General features: G+C 61.8%; 17 protein-coding genes and 1 pseudogene. 11 read left to right on the top strand and 7 right to left on the bottom strand.

The genetic code is table 11. From position 1 onward, the window contains the following. Together RMO89_RS18565 and RMO89_RS18560 are read left to right on the top strand one after the other, a co-directional pair. Positions 1-371 (top strand): amidohydrolase family protein (locus RMO89_RS18565; protein WP_310535027.1); only part of this gene is annotated, 371 nt, incomplete at its 5' end. Between the two features lie 19 nt (positions 372-390). Continuing rightward, on the top strand, positions 391-1,503 hold the full coding sequence (locus RMO89_RS18560) for a 5-methyltetrahydropteroyltriglutamate--homocysteine S-methyltransferase (protein ID WP_310535026.1): 1,113 nt from the start codon (positions 391-393) through the stop codon (positions 1,501-1,503). A 24-nt stretch (positions 1,504-1,527) separates the two neighbouring features. On the opposite strand, the gene pobA is transcribed toward RMO89_RS18560, so the two are convergent. Continuing rightward, the gene (gene pobA / locus RMO89_RS18555; RefSeq protein WP_310535025.1) at positions 1,528-2,697 is read right to left on the bottom strand and encodes a 4-hydroxybenzoate 3-monooxygenase; all 1,170 of its coding nucleotides are present in this window, start codon (positions 2,695-2,697) and stop codon (positions 1,528-1,530) included. Positions 2,698-2,873: 176 nt separating this feature from the next. On the opposite strand from pobA, the gene RMO89_RS18550 reads away from it, so the two are divergent. Continuing rightward, entirely contained in the window at positions 2,874-3,485 is a 612-nt protein-coding gene (locus RMO89_RS18550; protein WP_310535023.1) for a thioredoxin family protein, read from the top strand. 4 nt (positions 3,486-3,489) lie between these two features. Beyond that, a complete protein-coding gene (locus RMO89_RS18545; RefSeq protein ID WP_310535022.1) occupies positions 3,490-4,023 on the top strand; it encodes a hypothetical protein in 534 nt (177 codons plus the stop codon). Between the two features lie 106 nt (positions 4,024-4,129). On the opposite strand, the gene RMO89_RS18540 is transcribed toward RMO89_RS18545, so the two are convergent. After that, positions 4,130-6,508: a TonB-dependent receptor gene (locus RMO89_RS18540; protein ID WP_310535020.1), complete on the bottom strand. Its 2,379-nt coding sequence runs from the start codon at positions 6,506-6,508 to the stop codon at positions 4,130-4,132. Between the two features lie 218 nt (positions 6,509-6,726). Beyond that, positions 6,727-7,839 (bottom strand): FAD-dependent oxidoreductase, encoded by a 1,113-nt coding sequence (locus tag RMO89_RS18535; RefSeq protein ID WP_409035583.1) that lies wholly within the window; start codon positions 7,837-7,839, stop codon positions 6,727-6,729. 140 nt (positions 7,840-7,979) lie between these two features. Between RMO89_RS18535 and RMO89_RS18530 the strand changes: the two genes are divergently transcribed. From RMO89_RS18530 to RMO89_RS18520, 3 genes are all read left to right on the top strand, one after another. Further along, entirely contained in the window at positions 7,980-9,332 is a 1,353-nt protein-coding gene (locus RMO89_RS18530) for a glycoside-pentoside-hexuronide (GPH):cation symporter (protein ID WP_310535017.1), read from the top strand. After that, positions 9,329-10,282, top strand: a complete 954-nt coding sequence (locus tag RMO89_RS18525; RefSeq protein WP_310535016.1) for a ThuA domain-containing protein — start codon at positions 9,329-9,331, stop codon at positions 10,280-10,282. Before RMO89_RS18530 ends, RMO89_RS18525 begins: the two co-directional genes overlap by 4 nt. A 206-nt stretch (positions 10,283-10,488) precedes the next feature. Beyond that, positions 10,489-11,346, top strand: a complete 858-nt coding sequence (locus RMO89_RS18520; protein ID WP_310535014.1) for a dienelactone hydrolase family protein — start codon at positions 10,489-10,491, stop codon at positions 11,344-11,346. 43 nt (positions 11,347-11,389) lie between these two features. Here RMO89_RS18520 and RMO89_RS18515 read toward each other — a convergent pair whose 3' ends face one another. The 3 genes from RMO89_RS18515 to RMO89_RS18505 are packed head-to-tail and all read right to left on the bottom strand — an operon-like array spanning position 11,390 to position 13,409. Next, positions 11,390-12,160 (bottom strand): TIM barrel protein, encoded by a 771-nt coding sequence (locus RMO89_RS18515; protein WP_310535012.1) that lies wholly within the window; start codon positions 12,158-12,160, stop codon positions 11,390-11,392. Between the two features lie 26 nt (positions 12,161-12,186). Continuing rightward, positions 12,187-13,017, bottom strand: a complete 831-nt coding sequence (locus RMO89_RS18510) for a nuclear transport factor 2 family protein (protein ID WP_310535011.1) — start codon at positions 13,015-13,017, stop codon at positions 12,187-12,189. Continuing rightward, positions 13,014-13,409 (bottom strand): DoxX family protein, encoded by a 396-nt coding sequence (locus RMO89_RS18505; protein ID WP_310535010.1) that lies wholly within the window; start codon positions 13,407-13,409, stop codon positions 13,014-13,016. Before RMO89_RS18505 ends, RMO89_RS18510 begins: the two co-directional genes overlap by 4 nt. 238 nt (positions 13,410-13,647) lie before the next feature. Here RMO89_RS18505 and RMO89_RS18500 point away from each other — a divergent pair, with 238 nt between their 5' ends. The 4 genes from RMO89_RS18500 to RMO89_RS18485 are packed head-to-tail and all read left to right on the top strand — an operon-like array spanning position 13,648 to position 16,359. Then, complete coding sequence (locus tag RMO89_RS18500) at positions 13,648-14,664, top strand: TIM barrel protein (protein WP_310535009.1); 1,017 nt, start codon at positions 13,648-13,650, stop codon at positions 14,662-14,664. 12 nt (positions 14,665-14,676) lie between these two features. Then, positions 14,677-15,054, top strand: coding sequence for a DUF6379 domain-containing protein (locus RMO89_RS18495; protein WP_310535008.1), 378 nt, complete (start codon positions 14,677-14,679; stop codon positions 15,052-15,054). Then, positions 15,024-15,485, top strand: a complete 462-nt coding sequence (locus RMO89_RS18490) for a nuclear transport factor 2 family protein (RefSeq protein WP_310535007.1) — start codon at positions 15,024-15,026, stop codon at positions 15,483-15,485. Before RMO89_RS18495 ends, RMO89_RS18490 begins: the two co-directional genes overlap by 31 nt. 52 nt (positions 15,486-15,537) lie before the next feature. Next, positions 15,538-16,359, top strand: coding sequence for a DUF1080 domain-containing protein (locus RMO89_RS18485; RefSeq protein ID WP_310535006.1), 822 nt, complete (start codon positions 15,538-15,540; stop codon positions 16,357-16,359). On the opposite strand, the pseudogene RMO89_RS18480 reads toward RMO89_RS18485, so the two are convergent. Beyond that, positions 16,356-16,665, bottom strand: a pseudogene (locus RMO89_RS18480) (aromatic ring-hydroxylating dioxygenase subunit alpha); the annotation flags it as partial. The gene RMO89_RS18485 and the pseudogene RMO89_RS18480 overlap by 4 nt on opposite strands.

Here is a 16,665-nt window from a genome sequence, read left to right as displayed (position 1 = left end):
TGATCGACCACATGGGCCGCCCCGACGTGCGGCAGGGACCGGACGGGCCGGACATGAAGGCCTTCCGCGCCTTCCTCGATGACCGCGACGACGTGTGGTTCAAGGCGACCTGCCCCGACCGCCTCGACGCGGTCAAGGATGGCGGCTCGGGCAATCCGTGGAATGCCTTTGCCCACGCCGTCGCGCCGCTGGTCGCCGACTATCCTGACCGCGTGCTGTGGGGCACCGATTGGCCGCATCCCAACATGGATACCGAGATTCCTGACGACGGCCATCTGGTCGACATGATCCCCCGTATCGCGCCGATTGTGGAACTTCAGCACAAGATGCTGGTCACCAATCCGATGGCTCTATATTGGTATGATGAATAGCATAAATCGGAGAGTAAGCATGACCACCAGACCGTTCCGCGCCGACCACGTCGGCAGCTTTCTGCGCCCCAAGGCACTGCTCGAAGCGCGCGAGGCTTTCAAGGCCGGAACCATCGACAAGGCTGCGCTCCGCGTGGCCGAGGACGCGGCAATTTCCGATGTCGTGCGGATGCAGGAAGACCTTGGTTTCAAGGGCGTGACCGACGGCGAATTCCGCCGCACCTTTTTCCACACCGACTTCCTGCTGCAGTTGGACGGCGTCGATGAGGCCGGCGGCACCCAGGTCCATTTCCATCGCCATGACGGGCACGAGCTGGAATATGCCCCGCCGGTCATGACCATCACCGGGCCTTTGCGGCATGCGCGCGATATCCAGCGCGCCGACTTCGAATATCTCGCCTCCTGCGCCACGCAGACGCCGAAGGTAACGATTCCTTCGCCGACTATGCTGCACTTCCGCGGCGGGCGCGAAGCCATCGATGCCGGCGCCTATCCCGATCTCGACCAGTTCTACGAGGATCTGGCCGCCGCTTACCGCGCGGAAATCGCCAGCCTTGCCGATGCCGGGTGCCGCTATCTCCAGCTCGACGATACCAACCTCGCCTACCTCTGCGACGATACCCAGCGTGAAAATGCACGCCGGCGCGGGATGGATCCGGACGACCTGCCTCGGCTCTATGCCAAGGTCATCAACGATTCGATCCGCGACCGGCCGGCCGACATGACTGTCTGCGTGCACCTCTGCCGAGGCAATTACCGCTCAAGCTGGGCGGCCGAAGGCGGTTACGAACCGGTGGCAGAAGTCCTGCTTAACGAATTGGCAGTCGATGGATATTTCCTTGAATACGACGATGCCCGTTCAGGCGATTTCGCTCCCCTGCGCTTCCTGCCGGGGGGTAAGCGCGTGGTGCTCGGCCTTGTCACCACCAAGCTTGGCGAGCTGGAAGACCCCGCCAGCATCAAGGCGCGGATCGACGATGCAGCAAAGTTCGCGCCGCTCGACCAGCTGGCGCTCAGCCCGCAGTGCGGCTTCTCATCAACCGTCCACGGCAACGAGGTCAGCTTTGCGCAGCAGAGCGCCAAGTTGCAGCTGGTGATGGACGTGGCAACGGACGTCTGGGGCGAGGTCTGATCCTCACCCCCGCGTGGGCCTGACCTAAACCGGCAGGCCCACGTAATTCTCGGCAATTGCCGTTTGCGCCGCGACGCTGGAGGCGATGTATTCGAGCTCGGCGACCTGCATCTTGCGTTCGAACGGCCCGTCATCTGGGAAACGGTGCATCAGCTTGGTCAGCGACCAGGAGAACCGTTCGGACTTCCAGACACGGGCCAGCGCGCGCTCCGAATAGCCGGCCACGGCATCGGCATCGCCCCGCTTGAACCAGCCTGCAAGCGCCTCGCAAGCATAGTGCACGTCACTTGCGGCAAGGTTGAGCCCCTTGGCCCCCGTCGGCGGCACGATATGCGCGGCATCACCGCACAAAAGCAGGCTGCCATGGCGCATCGGTTCGAACACGTATGACCGCAATGGCGCGATCGATTTTTTGAGCGCCGGCCCGCAGGTCATGTTCGCGGCGGCATCGGGGCCGAGGCGGATCGCCAGTTCATCCCACAAGCGGTCGTCGCTCCAGTCCTCAACCTTTTCGGTGAGCGGCACGTCGATGTAATAGCGGCTGCGGGTGTGGCTGCGCATTGATGCGAGCGCGAAGCCGCGTTCGTGATTGGCGTAGATCAGTTCATCATGGCACGGCGGCACATCGGCAAGGATGCCGAGCCAGCCGAACGGATAGACCCGCTCAAACTCGCGCGCGGCGCTGGCCGGGATCGCCTTGCGGCTGGGGCCGTGGAAGCCGTCGCAGCCGACGATGAACCGCGCGTCGATGCGCCCGGCGCTGCCGTCCTTGGTCCAGGTGACGTAAGGCGCATCGCCCTCAATATCGTGTACCGCCACGTCGCCAACACCGTAGATCACTTCCAGCCCGCGCGAGGGAGCGGCTTCCATCAGGTCGCGGGTGATTTCGGTCTGGCCGTAAACCACCACGGTCTTGCCGGTGAGGCCCTGGCAATCGATGCGGATCAGGCGTTCGCCGTCGGCCAGGTTGAAGCCGCCTTCGACCAGTCCTTCAGCCTTGAGCCGCGCATCGAGGCCGAGCCGTTCCATCAGGCCGACGGTCACCTGTTCGAGTACGCCTGCACGGATGCGCGAGAGGACATGGTCCGGGGTCTGCCGTTCGATCACGACGCAGTCGATGCCTTCGGCCTTGAGCAAGTGGCCGAGGAACAAGCCCGCCGGTCCTGCACCGATGATGGCAACCTGGCTCTTCATGGCAAACTCCCTTCCGCTGCCGGCGCGCGCCGCAGCCTGTCATGCTTTCCAACAGCAAGGCGGCGGCAAAGTCACGGCTATTAGGCATAGCCATCGCACTTCTTATCGAGCCTCTTGCCCGACACAGCTCTCAGCGTTACAAGAATACAAATTCTATTTATAAATGGGAGACAGCGATGTTGCGTTTTTCGCGCCAGCTTGATTACGGCCAGCCCGCTCCGGATTTCGCTCTCCCCGATACCGAAGGTCAGATCCGCACTCTCGCCGATTTCGCCGGCGGACGCGCGCTGCTGGTAGCCTTCATCTGCAATCACTGCCCGGTCGTGCTGCACATGATCGACAGCCTTTCGAACTTCGCCCGCGAATTCAAGCCGCGCGGGCTGGAGGTGGTCGCCATCTCCTCAAACTACCCCGACGAATTTCCCGAGGACGATTACGAGCACATGAAGCTCTTCGCCAAGGAGCGGAGCCTGCCCTTCCCGTATCTTTATGATGAGAGCCAGGACGTTGCGCTGGCCTACAACGCCATCTGCACCCCCGACTTCTTCCTCTACGATGGGGACCGCAACCTGTACTACGCCGGGCAGTTCTGCCCCTCGCGCCCCAAGTTGCCCCATCCGCCGCTGCCCGGCACGCCCCCGCTGCGCACCGACCTGCCAGTGACCGGCGATGACATGCGCCGCGCGGTGGATGCCGTGCTGGCGGGCCAGCCGGCCCCGGAAGACCAGTCGCCAAGTTCCGGCTGCTCGATAAAATGGCAGCCCGGCAAGGACCCGTGGTGGGGTTGAGACCATGACCATCGTCGCGCGCCACTGGATCCCATCTGCCGCTGTTGTCCCGCAGGAACGCGGCACCGAATTCCTCGCCGCTGTTGACGGGGCGGAATGGTCCGAAGGCATCGGCTTTCATCGCGGTTTTTTCTCCACCTTCCGCCTGCGCGCGGGCAAGGCGGTGTGGTTCCACTTCCCGATGCCCACGCCGGTTGAACTGGGCGGCAAGCCGGTCTGGCTCGCTGAGGCTTCCCTGCTCTGGGAATGCCTCGAAGGCGCGAAGATCGGCTGGATGTGCTTGCAGCATGGCGGCATGGAGCGAATCGAACTGACGCCGCGCCTTGTCGAGCCGCACTCAATCCCGGTGCCCCACGAAGTTCCGGAGGAATGGCGCGCCTATCACCCCGTAGGCGCGCGCCGCCTTACCGAAATTGCTTTGCCCATGCCCCTCGCGCTGCGCTTTGGCGTGCAGCTTTGCGTGATGATCACCGCGGATGAAGCCGATGCGTCCGTCCGCTTCTATGGCGCCGGTGCGGCCTTTTCCGACCAGCCCTGATTCCGCACAAAAAAACGGGCCCCGTAAGGGACCCGTCAGTTGCAGGAAATCGTATCTGGAAAACGAGGGGACAGCACCGAAGCGCCGCCCCCTGCCCCCATTGCGATCAGAACTTCACGCTGGCACGAACACCGTACGTGCGCGGAGCGCCGAACTGCCAGTTGAAGATGTCATCCGGACCGGCCGACACGAAGCTGCCGTAAGTCAGCGGGCGCGTGTTTTCGAGATTGCGGACATAAGCCATAATCGAGAACTTTTCGCTTTCGGGCGCGTATTCCAGGCTCAAGTCAGTCTGGGTTAGCGCCTTCTGCGTACCGTCACGATAGTTGTAGAAGTCCGTGAAGTACTTGCTCTTGAACGTCGTGTCCGCAGTTGCGGTCAGCGAGCCACCAGCGAAGTGGAACGTGTGATCGATGCCTGCGGTGATGATGAACTCAGGCGAGAACGGTGGGCGGTTTCCGGCAAAGTTCGGCTGCTGAATTCCGGCTTGGGTAGGATTGAGGTCGCCAACACCGTTGATCGCGCCGCTGAGATCGAACACGTTGAACTGCGCGAGCAGGTCCTTGTATTCGGCGTTCAGGTAGTTGAACGAGGCGTGGAAGTGGGTGTTGTCATCCAGGCCGATGTTGGCCGAGGCTTCCAGACCCCAGATCTTCGCCTTGCCGGCGTTGAAGATCTGGCCACCCACAGCGGTATCCAGCAAGACCGAGACCTGCAGATCCTTGTAGTCGTAATAGAACGCGCCAAGATTGAACTGGTGCTGACCGTGATCGCCGAAGGTCTGCTTCCAGCCGCCTTCGAAGGCAGTGTTGGTTTCCGGCTTGTAAGTGCCAACAGCATCGAAGCCGCCGCCCTTGAAGCCGGTAGAAGCCTTGACGAACACAAGCGTGTCTGAATTCGGCTTGTAGTTCAGTCCGGCAAGCCATGTGACCTTGCTGTCACTGCTCTTGAGCGGCAGTTTGGTCGCGTTGATCGCGTTGATATTCTTGCGGCTTGGACCAGTGGCGAACAGGAACGCGTTCGACGGTCCAAACGGTGTTGCATTGATGTACAATGCATCGCGGCTGTTGTCGGTATAGCGCAGGCCGCCAACGGCCGTGAGCGTATCACCGAGCGGCACTTCGATCTGTCCGAACACCGACTTGCTGTCGCTGGTGATGTTGCGGCCGAAGTAGCTCAGGAACGTCGTCGGGGTAGGAGCACCGTTCGTGAACGGCGGCGCACCGAAGATAAAGCTCGGCAGCGCGAAACCGCTTTCGCGGGCCAGCGTTTCCTTGAAGTAGAAACCGCCAACCTGATAGATGATCCCGCCGATATCACCATTGAGCCGCAGTTCGTGGCTCTGCGTTTCGGCATCGTCCTGGAAGCTGAAGGATTGATAGATGACCGGCAGGGTGCGGCGGTTGTCGGGATCGCCCGAGTACTTGCGATAGCCACCAATGTAGGAGATCGTTGCCGCATCGCTCAGTTCATAGGCAATGCGCCCACGTACGGCCCATGTATCTTCACCAATCTTGCCAATGCCGTAGTTCGGCGCGGCGTAGTTGTTGGGATCGATCTTTGACAGCAGATTGGTGTTGGAAGGCACGCAAAGAACCTGAGGGTAGGCAGGTGCGACGCGGGTAAAGCCATTGTTGCACGTGCCGCCCGTCGGACCATTGCCTGCGGCGTTCAGATCGCCAGCCGCAAAGACGCCGGGCGAATTAACGCGGCGCGCGTATTCCGCAGCAACATTGATCGACAGAGCCTCGGTTGGATCGAAGCGCAGCGAAACGCGCCCACCATAGGCGTGGTTGTCATCCGACCGACCTGCAGCATAAGCCGGGAACACGAAGAAGCCGCCGCCTGCGGGATGCTTGTTGTAGCCGTCGCGATCTTCGTAGAAGCCCGAGACGCGGATCGCGGCAGTATCGCCGAGCGGCAGATCCACGCCGGCATCGGCGCGGATGGCGTTGTAGTTGCCATAGCTGGCCGAGGCGTTGAAGCCGAAGTCCTTGCCCGGCTTGCGGGTGATGAAGTTGATCGCGCCGCCGGTCGAGTTGCGTCCATACAGCGTGCCTTGCGGGCCGCGCAGCACTTCCACGCGCTCCATGTCGAACAGGGCCATGCCCATCACGTTCGGGCGGTTCAGGTATTCGCCATCGATGTTGACGACCACCGAGGTGTCCTGTGCTTCGTCGGCCGAGTTGGTACCGACGCCGCGGACAGTGACCTTGACGGTGCCCTGATCCTGGTTGAGCTGTACAACGGGCGCGATCTTGTCGATGTCATTCATATCGGAGAAGCCAGCCTTGCCCAGCTGCTCACCCGAAACGACGTCGATCGCGATCGGCACGTCGGTAACGTCCTGCGCGCGGTTCTGCGCGGTGACGACGATGACATTGTCATCGACCGCTTCCTGGGCTTCCTGAGCCCAGACTGGCGTGGCGGTTGCTGCGCAGCAAACGCTGGCAAGCAAGACGCGGCGGAATAGTGATTTTTGCATCCTGGTATCCTCCCCTTGTTGACCTGTGCACCTTTCCTGGTGCCGCAGCGTCAAATTAGAACGCTAGAAATTAGAATGTCACCTCTCATATATCATAGACCCAAAGTCAAGGCTTTCGCATCGAAAATGGCGATAGGCAGCTATCTGATCCATCAATGTCACGACGAAACAAACGGCCGAAGATGGCGCGTAAACCTCGGATTTATAGCATTTTTTACTTAAATCGGTTGAGCCGTCACTTCGAACATCTCGCGGGTCGCCTTGGTCATGTCTACAGGGGGACCACGGCCGATCTGGCCAAAGCAGATGGCAAGGCTGGTGCTGACGATATAGTCGCAGCGGTCGAACCTGCGCTGGCGATAGGCGGCAAAGGCCTGCTCAATATCGGCGTGGGCATCCACTTCCTCGGCCAGCACGATGGCATCCTCGATAGCCATGCCGCCGCCCTGCCCCAGATGCGGCGTGGTCGCGTGGACGGCATCGCCCAGCAGAACGACGCGGCCCTTGTGCCAGTCTCCGCGCACCATCATTCCTTCGAGCGGGCGATAGACAACGCCGTCATTGTCCGTGATCTGTTCCGCCAGAGCAGTGATATAGGGGGCAGTCCCGGCAAGTTTCGCGCGCATGGCCGCTGCCAGATCCTCATGCGGATAGCGCGGGTTCCCCGGCTCGGGCGTGGTGACGAACATGTACATCACCTCAGGGTTCATCGGTACGAGACCGATCCCGGTCGGGCCGTTGAAAGCGCGCAGGCAATCAACCTCGGGATCGCGCGGAAAGTTGTACCGCCACACGCCCTGCCCGGTGAATGCGGGGGTTTCGGAATCCGGCAGAATTGTTGCGCGGGTTTGCGAATAGACGCCGTCTGCCCCGACGACGAAATCATATGTACCCGATGTACCGTCCGAGAACGTGACTTCCACCGCCGCGCCGGTGTCATAGATCCGGTCAGCCGTCACACCCAGCCGCACTTCGGCTCCCACCGCCTTCGTGCGCCGGGCGAGCAAGTCATTCAGCGCCGGTCGGCCCATGCCGAGGTTGGGCGGATAGCCCTCGGCAAGTTTGGGTGAAGGCACCCGCGCCACGCGCACACCATTCGGCGCATAGATCTCCACCGCGTCAAAGCCGAAGCCCGCTGCAAGGTAATCGTCGCGGATGCCAAGGTCGGCCACGGCGCGCACCACGTTGGCCTGCTGGGTAATGCCCACGCCATAGACCGACCATTCGGGGTCGCGCTCGATCACCGTCACTCGGTGACCGCGCTGGCCAAGCGCGATGGCGCTGCAAAGTCCGCCGATCCCTCCGCCGATGATCAGGACATCCTTTGGCACGTGCATTTCCCCTCACCATTCACGGCCGGCCTTGACGGCTCCGCGATTTAATAGAATATCTGTTTTAATAAGTAGCGGACGTCAAGCCGCAAGGCGCTACGCGGCAGGGGCTGCGCAAGAGCCGACCATGGGAGCGGGTGATGTCACCAGCAAACGCGATACCGGTCAGGCTGACCCTGCGCGAGCGGCTGAGCTATGGCTTCGGCGACCTCGGTTTCAGCCTGCCCTACAACATGGTGAGCGGCACTCTGCTGTTCTACTACGTCAACGTCATCAAGCTGCCCGCCGCCGCCGTCGGCACGATCTTCCTGATTGCGCGGCTGATGGATGCGGTGATCGACATGGGCGTCGGCATCGCGGTCGATCGCACGCGGACCCGTTGGGGCAGAACGCGGCCCTATTTCCTGTTCATGGCCCTGCCCTACGCTGTCGTTTACGTCGCGCTGTTCTCGATGCCTGCCTGGAGCCAGCAGGCGCAGCTTGTCTACGCCTTCGTCACTTTCAAGGCGCTGGGCATCCTGATGTCGATGGGTGCGATTCCTTATACCGCGCTGATGCCGATGATGACCAACCATACGGGCGACCGGCTGAAACTCAGCGGCATGCGCTCGCTTGGCACTTCGGTTTCCGTGGTACTTGGGACGGCCGCAGTTGCGCCGCTGCTTGCCGCGTTCGGAGGAGAAACCAACCCAGGCGGCTATCGCAAGGTAGCGATGGTCTTCGCGGTCATCTCGCTCATCGCGATCCTGTCCCTCTACGCCAATTGCCGCGAACGGATCGTCGAGGAGCGCAAGGAATCCGCACCGCTGCTGCCCGCCATTGGCGAGATGCTGCGCAACCGGGCCTGGCTGGTCACGTTCTTTTCGTGCCTCGCCTATTTCGTGCGCTTTGGCGGCATGATGGCGGTAACTTTCAACCTGGCCATCGACACGTTCCGCGAACCCTGGCTGATCGGCTGGATGCTGCCGGGAGTGGCGGGAACCTTGCTCCTTTCCGCCTTCGTTGCGCCGCCGATTCTGGCCCGCACCGGCATTCGCAAGGGATCGCTCGGTGCGGTATTGCTGGCCGCTGGGCTGTTCCTTGCCCTGCCATGGCTCGAAGGCAACTGGACGGTCTTCCTGCTCGTCTATTTCGTCGCATGTCTGACCACGTCGATCACAATTACCGCTGCCTTCGCCATGATTGCCCTGACGGTGGACTATCACGAGTGGCGCTTCGGATCGCGCAATGAAGGTCTGCTCTCCGCCGGCGTCAGCCTCGCCACAAAGGTGGGCATGGCGCTGGGGACGGCTGGAGTAGCCTTCATGCTGGCAGCGTCCGACTATACCCCTGAAGCCGTCAGCGAAACCGCGCGCCAGGCGATCCGCTGGACCTATTACGGCGGCACGGTGGGAATGCTGCTGCTCCAGGCCATGATTTTCTGGTTCTGGCCTATGGACGGCATGGAGCAACAGATCCGCGACGAAATTTCAGGCCGGGGGGCCAAATCATGAAGCGACTGAGCCTGCTCCTTGCCATGACGCTTGCTGCCGCCCCTGCGCTCGCCCAGCCGATCATGGTCGTGCCTTACCGCCCGCCCGAAACGGTGCAGCGCATTGCCGTGCCGGTCGATCCCAAGGAGGATCGGCTCAAGCTGCTGATCATCTCCGGCCAGAACTCCTACGAGCATGACTGGACCGGGGTGAACAACCTGCTGCGCAAGCAGTTGCAGGACACCGGCCGCTTCGATGTCCGGGTGACCGAAGATTTTGACGATGGCACTCTGGCCATGCTGAAGAAGTACGATGTCGTGCTGCTCAACTATTCCAGCCGCTGGAATTACGCGGATGAGAAGCAGCACTTGTGGTCGCCTGCCGCGTTCGAGGCGTTGTACCAGTATGTGCGCGAAGGTGGCGGGCTGGTCGCCTACCATTCCTCGTTCACCTGGGGGCGCGACATTCCGGAATACAAGCGGCTGATCGGCGCAGTAATGCAGCCAGGCTTCAGTCGCCGTTCGCCGCCGGATAGCTTCATGTTCGAACTGACTGACCGCGAACACCCGATCACCAAGGGCCTGCGGCGGTTCCACTGGACCTTCACCGAAGACATGTACACGAACATGGTCTTCGCCCCCGATGCCAAGGTTCACGTGCTTGCCACCGCCTATGACGATGCCGCGGCCTATCTGCCCGAAAAGGCCGGCCCGAAGTATCCCGTCGCCGCCTATGCGCCTGCCAAATTGAAGGCGATGAAGGGCATCAACGCCAGCCACCCGCAGATCTGGGTGCAGGACTATGGCAAGGGCCGCGTCTTCTCGTTCACGCTGGGGCACGGCCCCGACACTATGATGTACGACGGCGTGCGCACCCTGGTAGCGCGCGGCGCGGAATGGGCGGCGAGCGGCAAGGTTACGATCGCGCCGTTTGACAAGGCGGCGGACTTTCCAACCGAACCCGGCAAATGAATATTTCCGGGTCGCTCGCAGGAAAAAGGCGGAACCGCGCTTGCAATCTGCTCGCAAACTGAAATGACTGACGGCAAATTCGCTACCAGTTTGGGAGAAACCGATCGATGCGCCTGAGAACGTTCGCCGCCTGCCTTGCCCTGTCAGTGGCATTACTTTCGATACCGGCAGGGGCGCAAGCGCCTGCGGGAGCGCCCCCGGGATTCGTGCCACCCAAGCGCCTCGCCATCCAGCCTGAGCCCGATGCCATCCCGCTCTATTCCGGCGCGGCGCCCGGATCGGAAAGCTGGAAGCAGAAGGAAGTGTGGACAGGCATGGGCAACCAGATCTGGATCCGCAACGTCACCCGCCCCACGCTCACGCCGTTCCTGCCCAAGCCCGGAACGGCAACCGGCGCTGCTGTGCTGGTCGTGCCCGGCGGCGGCTTCCGCTTCGTGTCCGCCAGCAGCGAAGGCTGGGGCGTGGCGAAGTGGTTCGCGGAACACGGTGTCGCTGCTTTCGTGCTGAAATACCGGACGATGGAAACGCCCGATTCCGAAGGCGAGTTCATGGGTTCGATGGCCGCGCTGTTCCGTCCTCGCTCCGGCACCGAAACCATCGCGCCTGACATGTCCGCCGCGACCAATGTTGCCGCTGCTGACGCGCAGGTTGCCCTGCGCATGATCCGGGCCAATGCCGGCAAGTGGGGCGTCGATACGGCGCGCGTTGGCATGATCGGCTTTTCCGCCGGCGCCATGACGACGATCCGCACAACCCTGCTCGATGCACCCGATGCGCGGCCCGATTTTGTCGCGCCGATCTATGGCTCGATGCACGCCGTGACCCCACCGAAGAACCCGCAGCCGCTGTTCGTGGCGCTGGCCTCTGATGATCCGCTGTTTAACAAGGAAGGCTTCGGACTGGTCGAATCCTGGCAGAAGGCCGGCGGTCCGGTGGAACTGCACTATTACGCCAACGGGGGCCACGGCTTTGGCAGCCAGACTCAGGGCACGACCAGCGACTTGTGGTTCATCCAGTTCATGGCCTGGATGAAGGCCAAGGGCCTGCTCAAGGCAAAGCCGTGATACCAATGGCCCCGGGCGCTGCGTCCGGGGCCTTGGCATTACCTCAAGCGCAAAGCTCGCGGAAATAGGCCAGTGCTTCGCTTGTCGGGCCCGTGGGTGAGCACTCGAGACCGATGAGTCCCGTATAGCCAACCTGTTCGAGCAGGCCGAGAATGGCCTTCCAGTCGATCGTACCGGTGCCCGGCTCGCCGCGCCCCGGAGCGTCGGCGATCTGCACGTGTCCGACCATATGCGCGATCGGCGGCAGGATCGTGAACGGGTTTTCACGCTCCGTAACCGAGTGATAGACATCATAAAGCAACTTCACCGAGGGGCTGCCAACCCGCTCGATCACGCCAACCGCATCCTCGGTCATGCCGAACAGCACGCCGGGATGGTCGAAGCGGGTGTTCACCGGTTCAAGCAGGATCGTCAGGCCATGCGCCTCTGCCACAGGCAACACGCTCGTGATGGCCTTGGCGACGTTATCCAGCTGCATCGGGCGGCGCAGGAAAGGCACGGCCGAACCAGACGGTACGACCACGTTCCTGCAGCCAAGAAACTCGGCATCCTTCGCCGCTTGCGCGAACATTTCACGGAACGCTTCGTGATTGGGTTCAAGGCAGATCTGCTGGCGCGGATCGGTGACCACGCCCACCAGCGTGCAGCCGTTGTCATCCAGCGCCTTGCGCAGCGAGGGCACGTCGCGGTTGGACGTGGTGAAAATCTCCACCTTGGTAAAGCCCGCGGCAGCGGCAGCGGCCATGCGGTCCTCAAGCCGTTCGCCGGCTTCAAGGAACATGTATTCAAGGTTGACCGATAGTTCGAAAGGCATGGAGTACTCCTGAAAGTGGGGCGCGATCAGTACGCAAAGGTTTCCGCGAACGTGCGATAGGGCACCGGCGGCTTCAGATCGAGCGACTGGCCCTTGTCGGTGCGGTAGGGATTGTGGCGGATCGTCGCCGGGCCATCGGGCCTGGGCATCATCACCGGCTTGCCGTCCTCACCGAAGTACATCAGGTCATCGGCAAAGGGGCTGTCCTGCGCGGCGGCGGCGAAGGGAATCCAGCCGAGGCCATAAGGCGCGCGGGCAACTTCGAAGCAGTGGAAGTGCCAGATCTTCCACGCGCCATCCTGCTTGATGAAATCGACACCGTATTTGGCATAGACCGTGTGCATCCACACCTTCTTGCCATCGACCGTGACGTTCTTCTCATACATGAAATCGGGCGCGCCCTTGGCTGCTTCGGGCGCGGTCAGCCCGCTTTCAAGCCCCGACATCAGCCACATGCCCTTGGCGGTCTTGCCATCGGCGGCGACCTCGATGATCGGGCTGGCGAGGAAGTGATAGATCAGCTTACCCGGCGGGTTCGGGCGCTGGGCGTGGTAGGACATGATGTTGTCCCAGTTGGTATAGACGCCGTTGTTCGAATACTGTGCGCGCACATCTGGAGTGCCCTTCTTCACCCACAGCGGGATGATTTCCGGATCACGGAAGGCATTGTGCAGCGTCATGTAGCGACCGAACAGGTTCTCAACGGCGGCACGGTCATGCGCGCGGGTATTGTCCAGCGTCAGGGCATCGAGCCGGGCCTCTAGCGCGGCGATGCGGGCATCAGCAGGGGCTTTCGCGGCGGAAACCTGCGGCAACAGCGCAATGGCGGAGGCAATCAGCAGCGTGCGGGTTTTCATGGCATGGCTCCTCTGGCGACAGGCGGACGGGCAAAAATGGAGACGGCGAAAAGCAGCGCGATCAGCACGCCGTTCTGCGGCAAGGCAGCGGTCTCGGCGTGCGTCAGGTGAACCAGCGCGGCAACGACCTGATTGGCGATGAGCAGGAGCGCCGACCAGCGCGCGACGGCGCGGCGGCTTGGCACGAAAATGGAGAGCAAACCGGCGGCCAGTCCCATCTCGCTCCAGCCGACCAGCCGTCCGGCCCATTCGGGCAGGAACACCGTCCACGCGCCATGGCGCGCAAGGTCAGCGAGCGAGGCGAAGGCCTTGTTCCAGCCAACAAAGGCGAAGAAGGCGGCGAGCAGCAAACAGAGCACCGCGATAAGCGCGCGGCACACAGCGGATGGCATTTCGGCGATTCTCTCCCGGCGGTTATCGCAACTAAAAGTAATGATAATTCTAATTCTGTCAATCAGGCAAGACTTGCGGTTTTCCGGCAAAAAATCCCCCTTGACCGGCTCGCTCAAATATAAGAATATAGGTTCCAATTAGGGCCATGGCCTGAGGGGAGACGATGCCAGCCGGATACAACCGGCCCACCGGATTCCCGCTCCCGACAGATGTGTTCCCCAAGTGGAGAGGTGATTCGTGACCAGTCAAATCAAGCGGGGCGTCAGCCTCTATTCCTTCCAGAACGAGACTTTCCAGGGCAAGATGACCCTGGAAGACTGCATCCGCACCTGCGCCGAACTGGGCGCGCGCGGCATCGAGGTGATCGGTGAGCAGAGCTTCTGGGGCTGGCCGGAAGTCGGCGTCGCGCAGGAAGACATCGCCAACTGGCACGCGCTGATCAAGCAGTACGACTGCGTCCCCGTCAGCCACGACTACATGCTCGACTACAAGCGCTACAAGGACCGGCCGATGCCGTTTGACGAGCAGGTCGCCAGCGTGAAGAAGGACATCGATTTCGGCGTCATGCTGGGAACGCCCTTCATCCGCAGCCTCGTTTCAATTGCGCCCGAAGTGCTCGTCGCCGCAGCTCCCTATGCCGAGGAAAAGGGCATCAAGATGCTCACCGAGGTTCACGCCCCGCTGCACTTCGACCACCCGTGGATCATCCGCATGGCCGAAATGTTTCAGAAGTCTGGCTCGCCCGCGCTGGGCTTCCTGCCCGACATGGGCATGTTCCTGAAGCACTACCCGCGCGTCTGGGCTGACAAGTTCATGCGCATGGGCGTGCCTGCGAACATCGCTGACTACATCATCAAGGCCTATGACGACCGCGTCCTGTCGGAATATGTCATCCTCGAAGTACAGAACATGGGCGGCACCGGCCCGGCGATCGGCATGGCCGAAGCCATGCGCCACAACGCCGCCTTCGAGCCCAAGCGGATGCTCGATTACATGCCGATGATCCACAACATCCACGGCAAGTTCTACGAAATGACCGAGGACTATGTCGAGCCGAGCATCCCCTATGACGAGATCATCGCGGTGCTCGATCAGGGTGGCTACGATGGCTACATCTGTTCGGAATACGAAGGTAACCGCTGGATCGAGGACGCCGAAGAACCGGACTCTGTCGAACAGGTCCGCCGCCAGCAAGTGATGCTCGCCCGCCTGCTGGGCGAACCCGAAACCCCCGCCCTCAAGGCTGCAGCGTAAGGAATCCGTGCCATGATGGACAAACTCATGATCATCGAGGACAGCCTCGAAAACGTTGATGGCGGCTTCGCCTTCCTGGGCCGCCTGCCCTATTACCGCGGCCTTGGCCTTTCGATGGTCGAAGACATTCAGGTCACCATCGACGGCGAGAAGATCGCCCGCGAAGACGTGCGTTTCACGGTGCGCGGCAAGACCTACACGCTCGACGAGATGGAAACCGTCTACGACGACCGCTGGAACTTCGGCGAAAAGGCAAAGATCACCGCGCTCAAAGCTGGCGGCCTGGCACCCGGCCAGCACAAGCTGGAAATGGCGGTGCGTAACCGCGTGAGCTATCTGCCCTTCGTACCCACCACGAAATGCGTGAAAGACGTAGCTCTGGCCGCGTGAAGCGCGCGCTGAGCCTTCTGCTGCTTGCCCTCGCCCCGGTCATGGCGGCGAGCGGCAAGCCGCAAAACAACCGGGCGATCATCACCGATTTCGCCCGGTTGTTCTACACCGAGCGCGATGTGGCAGGCGCTTTCGAAAAATACGTCGCCCCGGACTACATCCAGCACAATCCCGGCCTTGCCGATGGCCGCGAAGCCGCCGTTGCGGCGCTCGCGCCGATGTTCGCTGACCGGGTCAAGACCTTCGCGATCAAACGCATCGTCGTCGATGGCGATATGGCCGTGATCCATGTCCACGTCCGCCCCACGCCGGAAGCACGCGGGGCCGCCGTTTTCGACATGTATCGCCTGAAGAATGGCAAGATTGTCGAGCACTGGGACGCGATCCAGCCGATCCCGGCGGAATCCAAAAACCCGCATCCGATGTTCTGAATCAGGCCGGACGTTTGCCGCCAAGGAGATTGAGATGCTTGCCAGACGGAACGTGATCAGCGGACTTGGCATTTTCTGCGGAGCGGCATTCGTTCATCAGGCGGCCTTGGCCGCCAAGTCCTCGTCAGCGCCGCGCTCCGCCTGGCGTCCCTTGTTCAATGGCCGGAACCTCGACGGCTGGTCGATCTTTGAACAAGGCGTCGGCAATTCCGATCCGCACGGTGCCATTACGATCAAAAATGGCATGCTTCATATGCTCGGCCCGGGCTTTTCAGGACCGGACGCTTCCAGCTTTGGCCACATCGCGACTATCGGGGAATATGCGGATTTCCACCTGCGGATGGAGTTCTGCTTTGGCGAGCGGCGGTTCGCGCCGCGCTTGCTGCAAAGGCGAAACAGCGGGCTGTTATACCACTTGGCATCAGATCGGGACCGGCTCTTTCCCGACTGCGTCGAGTATCAATTCGAGGAGGGTGATATTGGCGATGCGATCATGGTCAACACCCGGTCTCTCCAAGGCCCACAACTTGGCGGAACTCCACTCTGGCCAAACTACTTTCCCGGCCTGCCGACCGAATATGCCCAGCCAACCACCGGCGGTGGAATCGCCCGTCAGTGGCACCGCCATGCCGGAAATTACGAGCGACTGGACAGTTGGAACACGATCGACCTTTACGCTTTCGGAGATCAGGCAGCCCACCTTGTCAACGGCCGCATCGTGAACACGTTGTTCCGCATGGTGGGGCGCGATGGGGCCCCGCTCACCCGAGGCCGGATCGCACTGGAGTTCGAAGCCGCTGAGGTATTCATGCGTAATGTCATGATCCGCGACCTCTTGCCGCAAGAGATCGCAGAGATTCGCAGCGGCCGTTAGGTTTCAGTTCCAGTTCCACGGTCGGGCTTTTCCGCGCGCCGCATCTGCATCAGCTTGCGCCGTGCGCGGATCGCTGCGGCATCGCTTGGCAGGATGACCGGTCGCGCATCCCAGAAGTCCTGTCCCGCCATTGCCTCGGCCTGTGCCGCAACCATCGGTTCATCCTCTTCAAGGAACACCCGCCGCGCCTGCCTCGCCTCTTCCTCACCCGGCGGGTGCGTGAAGAAGTAATGCGTCGACGTCTCGGTCTCGGGTGTCAGGATGTGCGGGTTGGCCATCGGCGGCACCAGTGGGTCAAGCTGCGTT

The sequence above is a fragment of the Novosphingobium sp. genome, assembly GCF_031424035.1.
Classification (GTDB): domain Bacteria; phylum Pseudomonadota; class Alphaproteobacteria; order Sphingomonadales; family Sphingomonadaceae; genus Novosphingobium.
The sequence above is the reverse complement of the archived record's forward strand: the minus strand, read 5'-3'. Positions and strand labels throughout refer to the sequence as shown.

Excerpts from the sequence above, each read along its gene's own strand:
- RMO89_RS18545 (WP_310535022.1), top strand. The coding sequence starts at position 3,490 with ATGACCATCGTCGCGCGCCACTGGATCCCATCTGCCGCTGTTGTCCCG.
- RMO89_RS18530 (WP_310535017.1), top strand. The coding sequence starts at position 7,980 with ATGTCACCAGCAAACGCGATACCGGTCAGGCTGACCCTGCGCGAGCGG.
- RMO89_RS18495 (WP_310535008.1), top strand. The coding sequence starts at position 14,677 with ATGATGGACAAACTCATGATCATCGAGGACAGCCTCGAAAACGTTGAT.
- RMO89_RS18540 (WP_310535020.1), bottom strand. The coding sequence starts at position 6,508 with ATGCAAAAATCACTATTCCGCCGCGTCTTGCTTGCCAGCGTTTGCTGC.
- RMO89_RS18525 (WP_310535016.1), top strand. The coding sequence starts at position 9,329 with ATGAAGCGACTGAGCCTGCTCCTTGCCATGACGCTTGCTGCCGCCCCT.
- RMO89_RS18550 (WP_310535023.1), top strand. The coding sequence starts at position 2,874 with ATGTTGCGTTTTTCGCGCCAGCTTGATTACGGCCAGCCCGCTCCGGAT.
- RMO89_RS18560 (WP_310535026.1), top strand. The coding sequence starts at position 391 with ATGACCACCAGACCGTTCCGCGCCGACCACGTCGGCAGCTTTCTGCGC.
- RMO89_RS18515 (WP_310535012.1), bottom strand. The coding sequence starts at position 12,160 with ATGCCTTTCGAACTATCGGTCAACCTTGAATACATGTTCCTTGAAGCC.
- pobA (WP_310535025.1), bottom strand. The coding sequence starts at position 2,697 with ATGAAGAGCCAGGTTGCCATCATCGGTGCAGGACCGGCGGGCTTGTTC.
- RMO89_RS18490 (WP_310535007.1), top strand. The coding sequence starts at position 15,024 with ATGCGTGAAAGACGTAGCTCTGGCCGCGTGAAGCGCGCGCTGAGCCTT.
- RMO89_RS18505 (WP_310535010.1), bottom strand. The coding sequence starts at position 13,409 with ATGCCATCCGCTGTGTGCCGCGCGCTTATCGCGGTGCTCTGTTTGCTG.
- RMO89_RS18510 (WP_310535011.1), bottom strand. The coding sequence starts at position 13,017 with ATGAAAACCCGCACGCTGCTGATTGCCTCCGCCATTGCGCTGTTGCCG.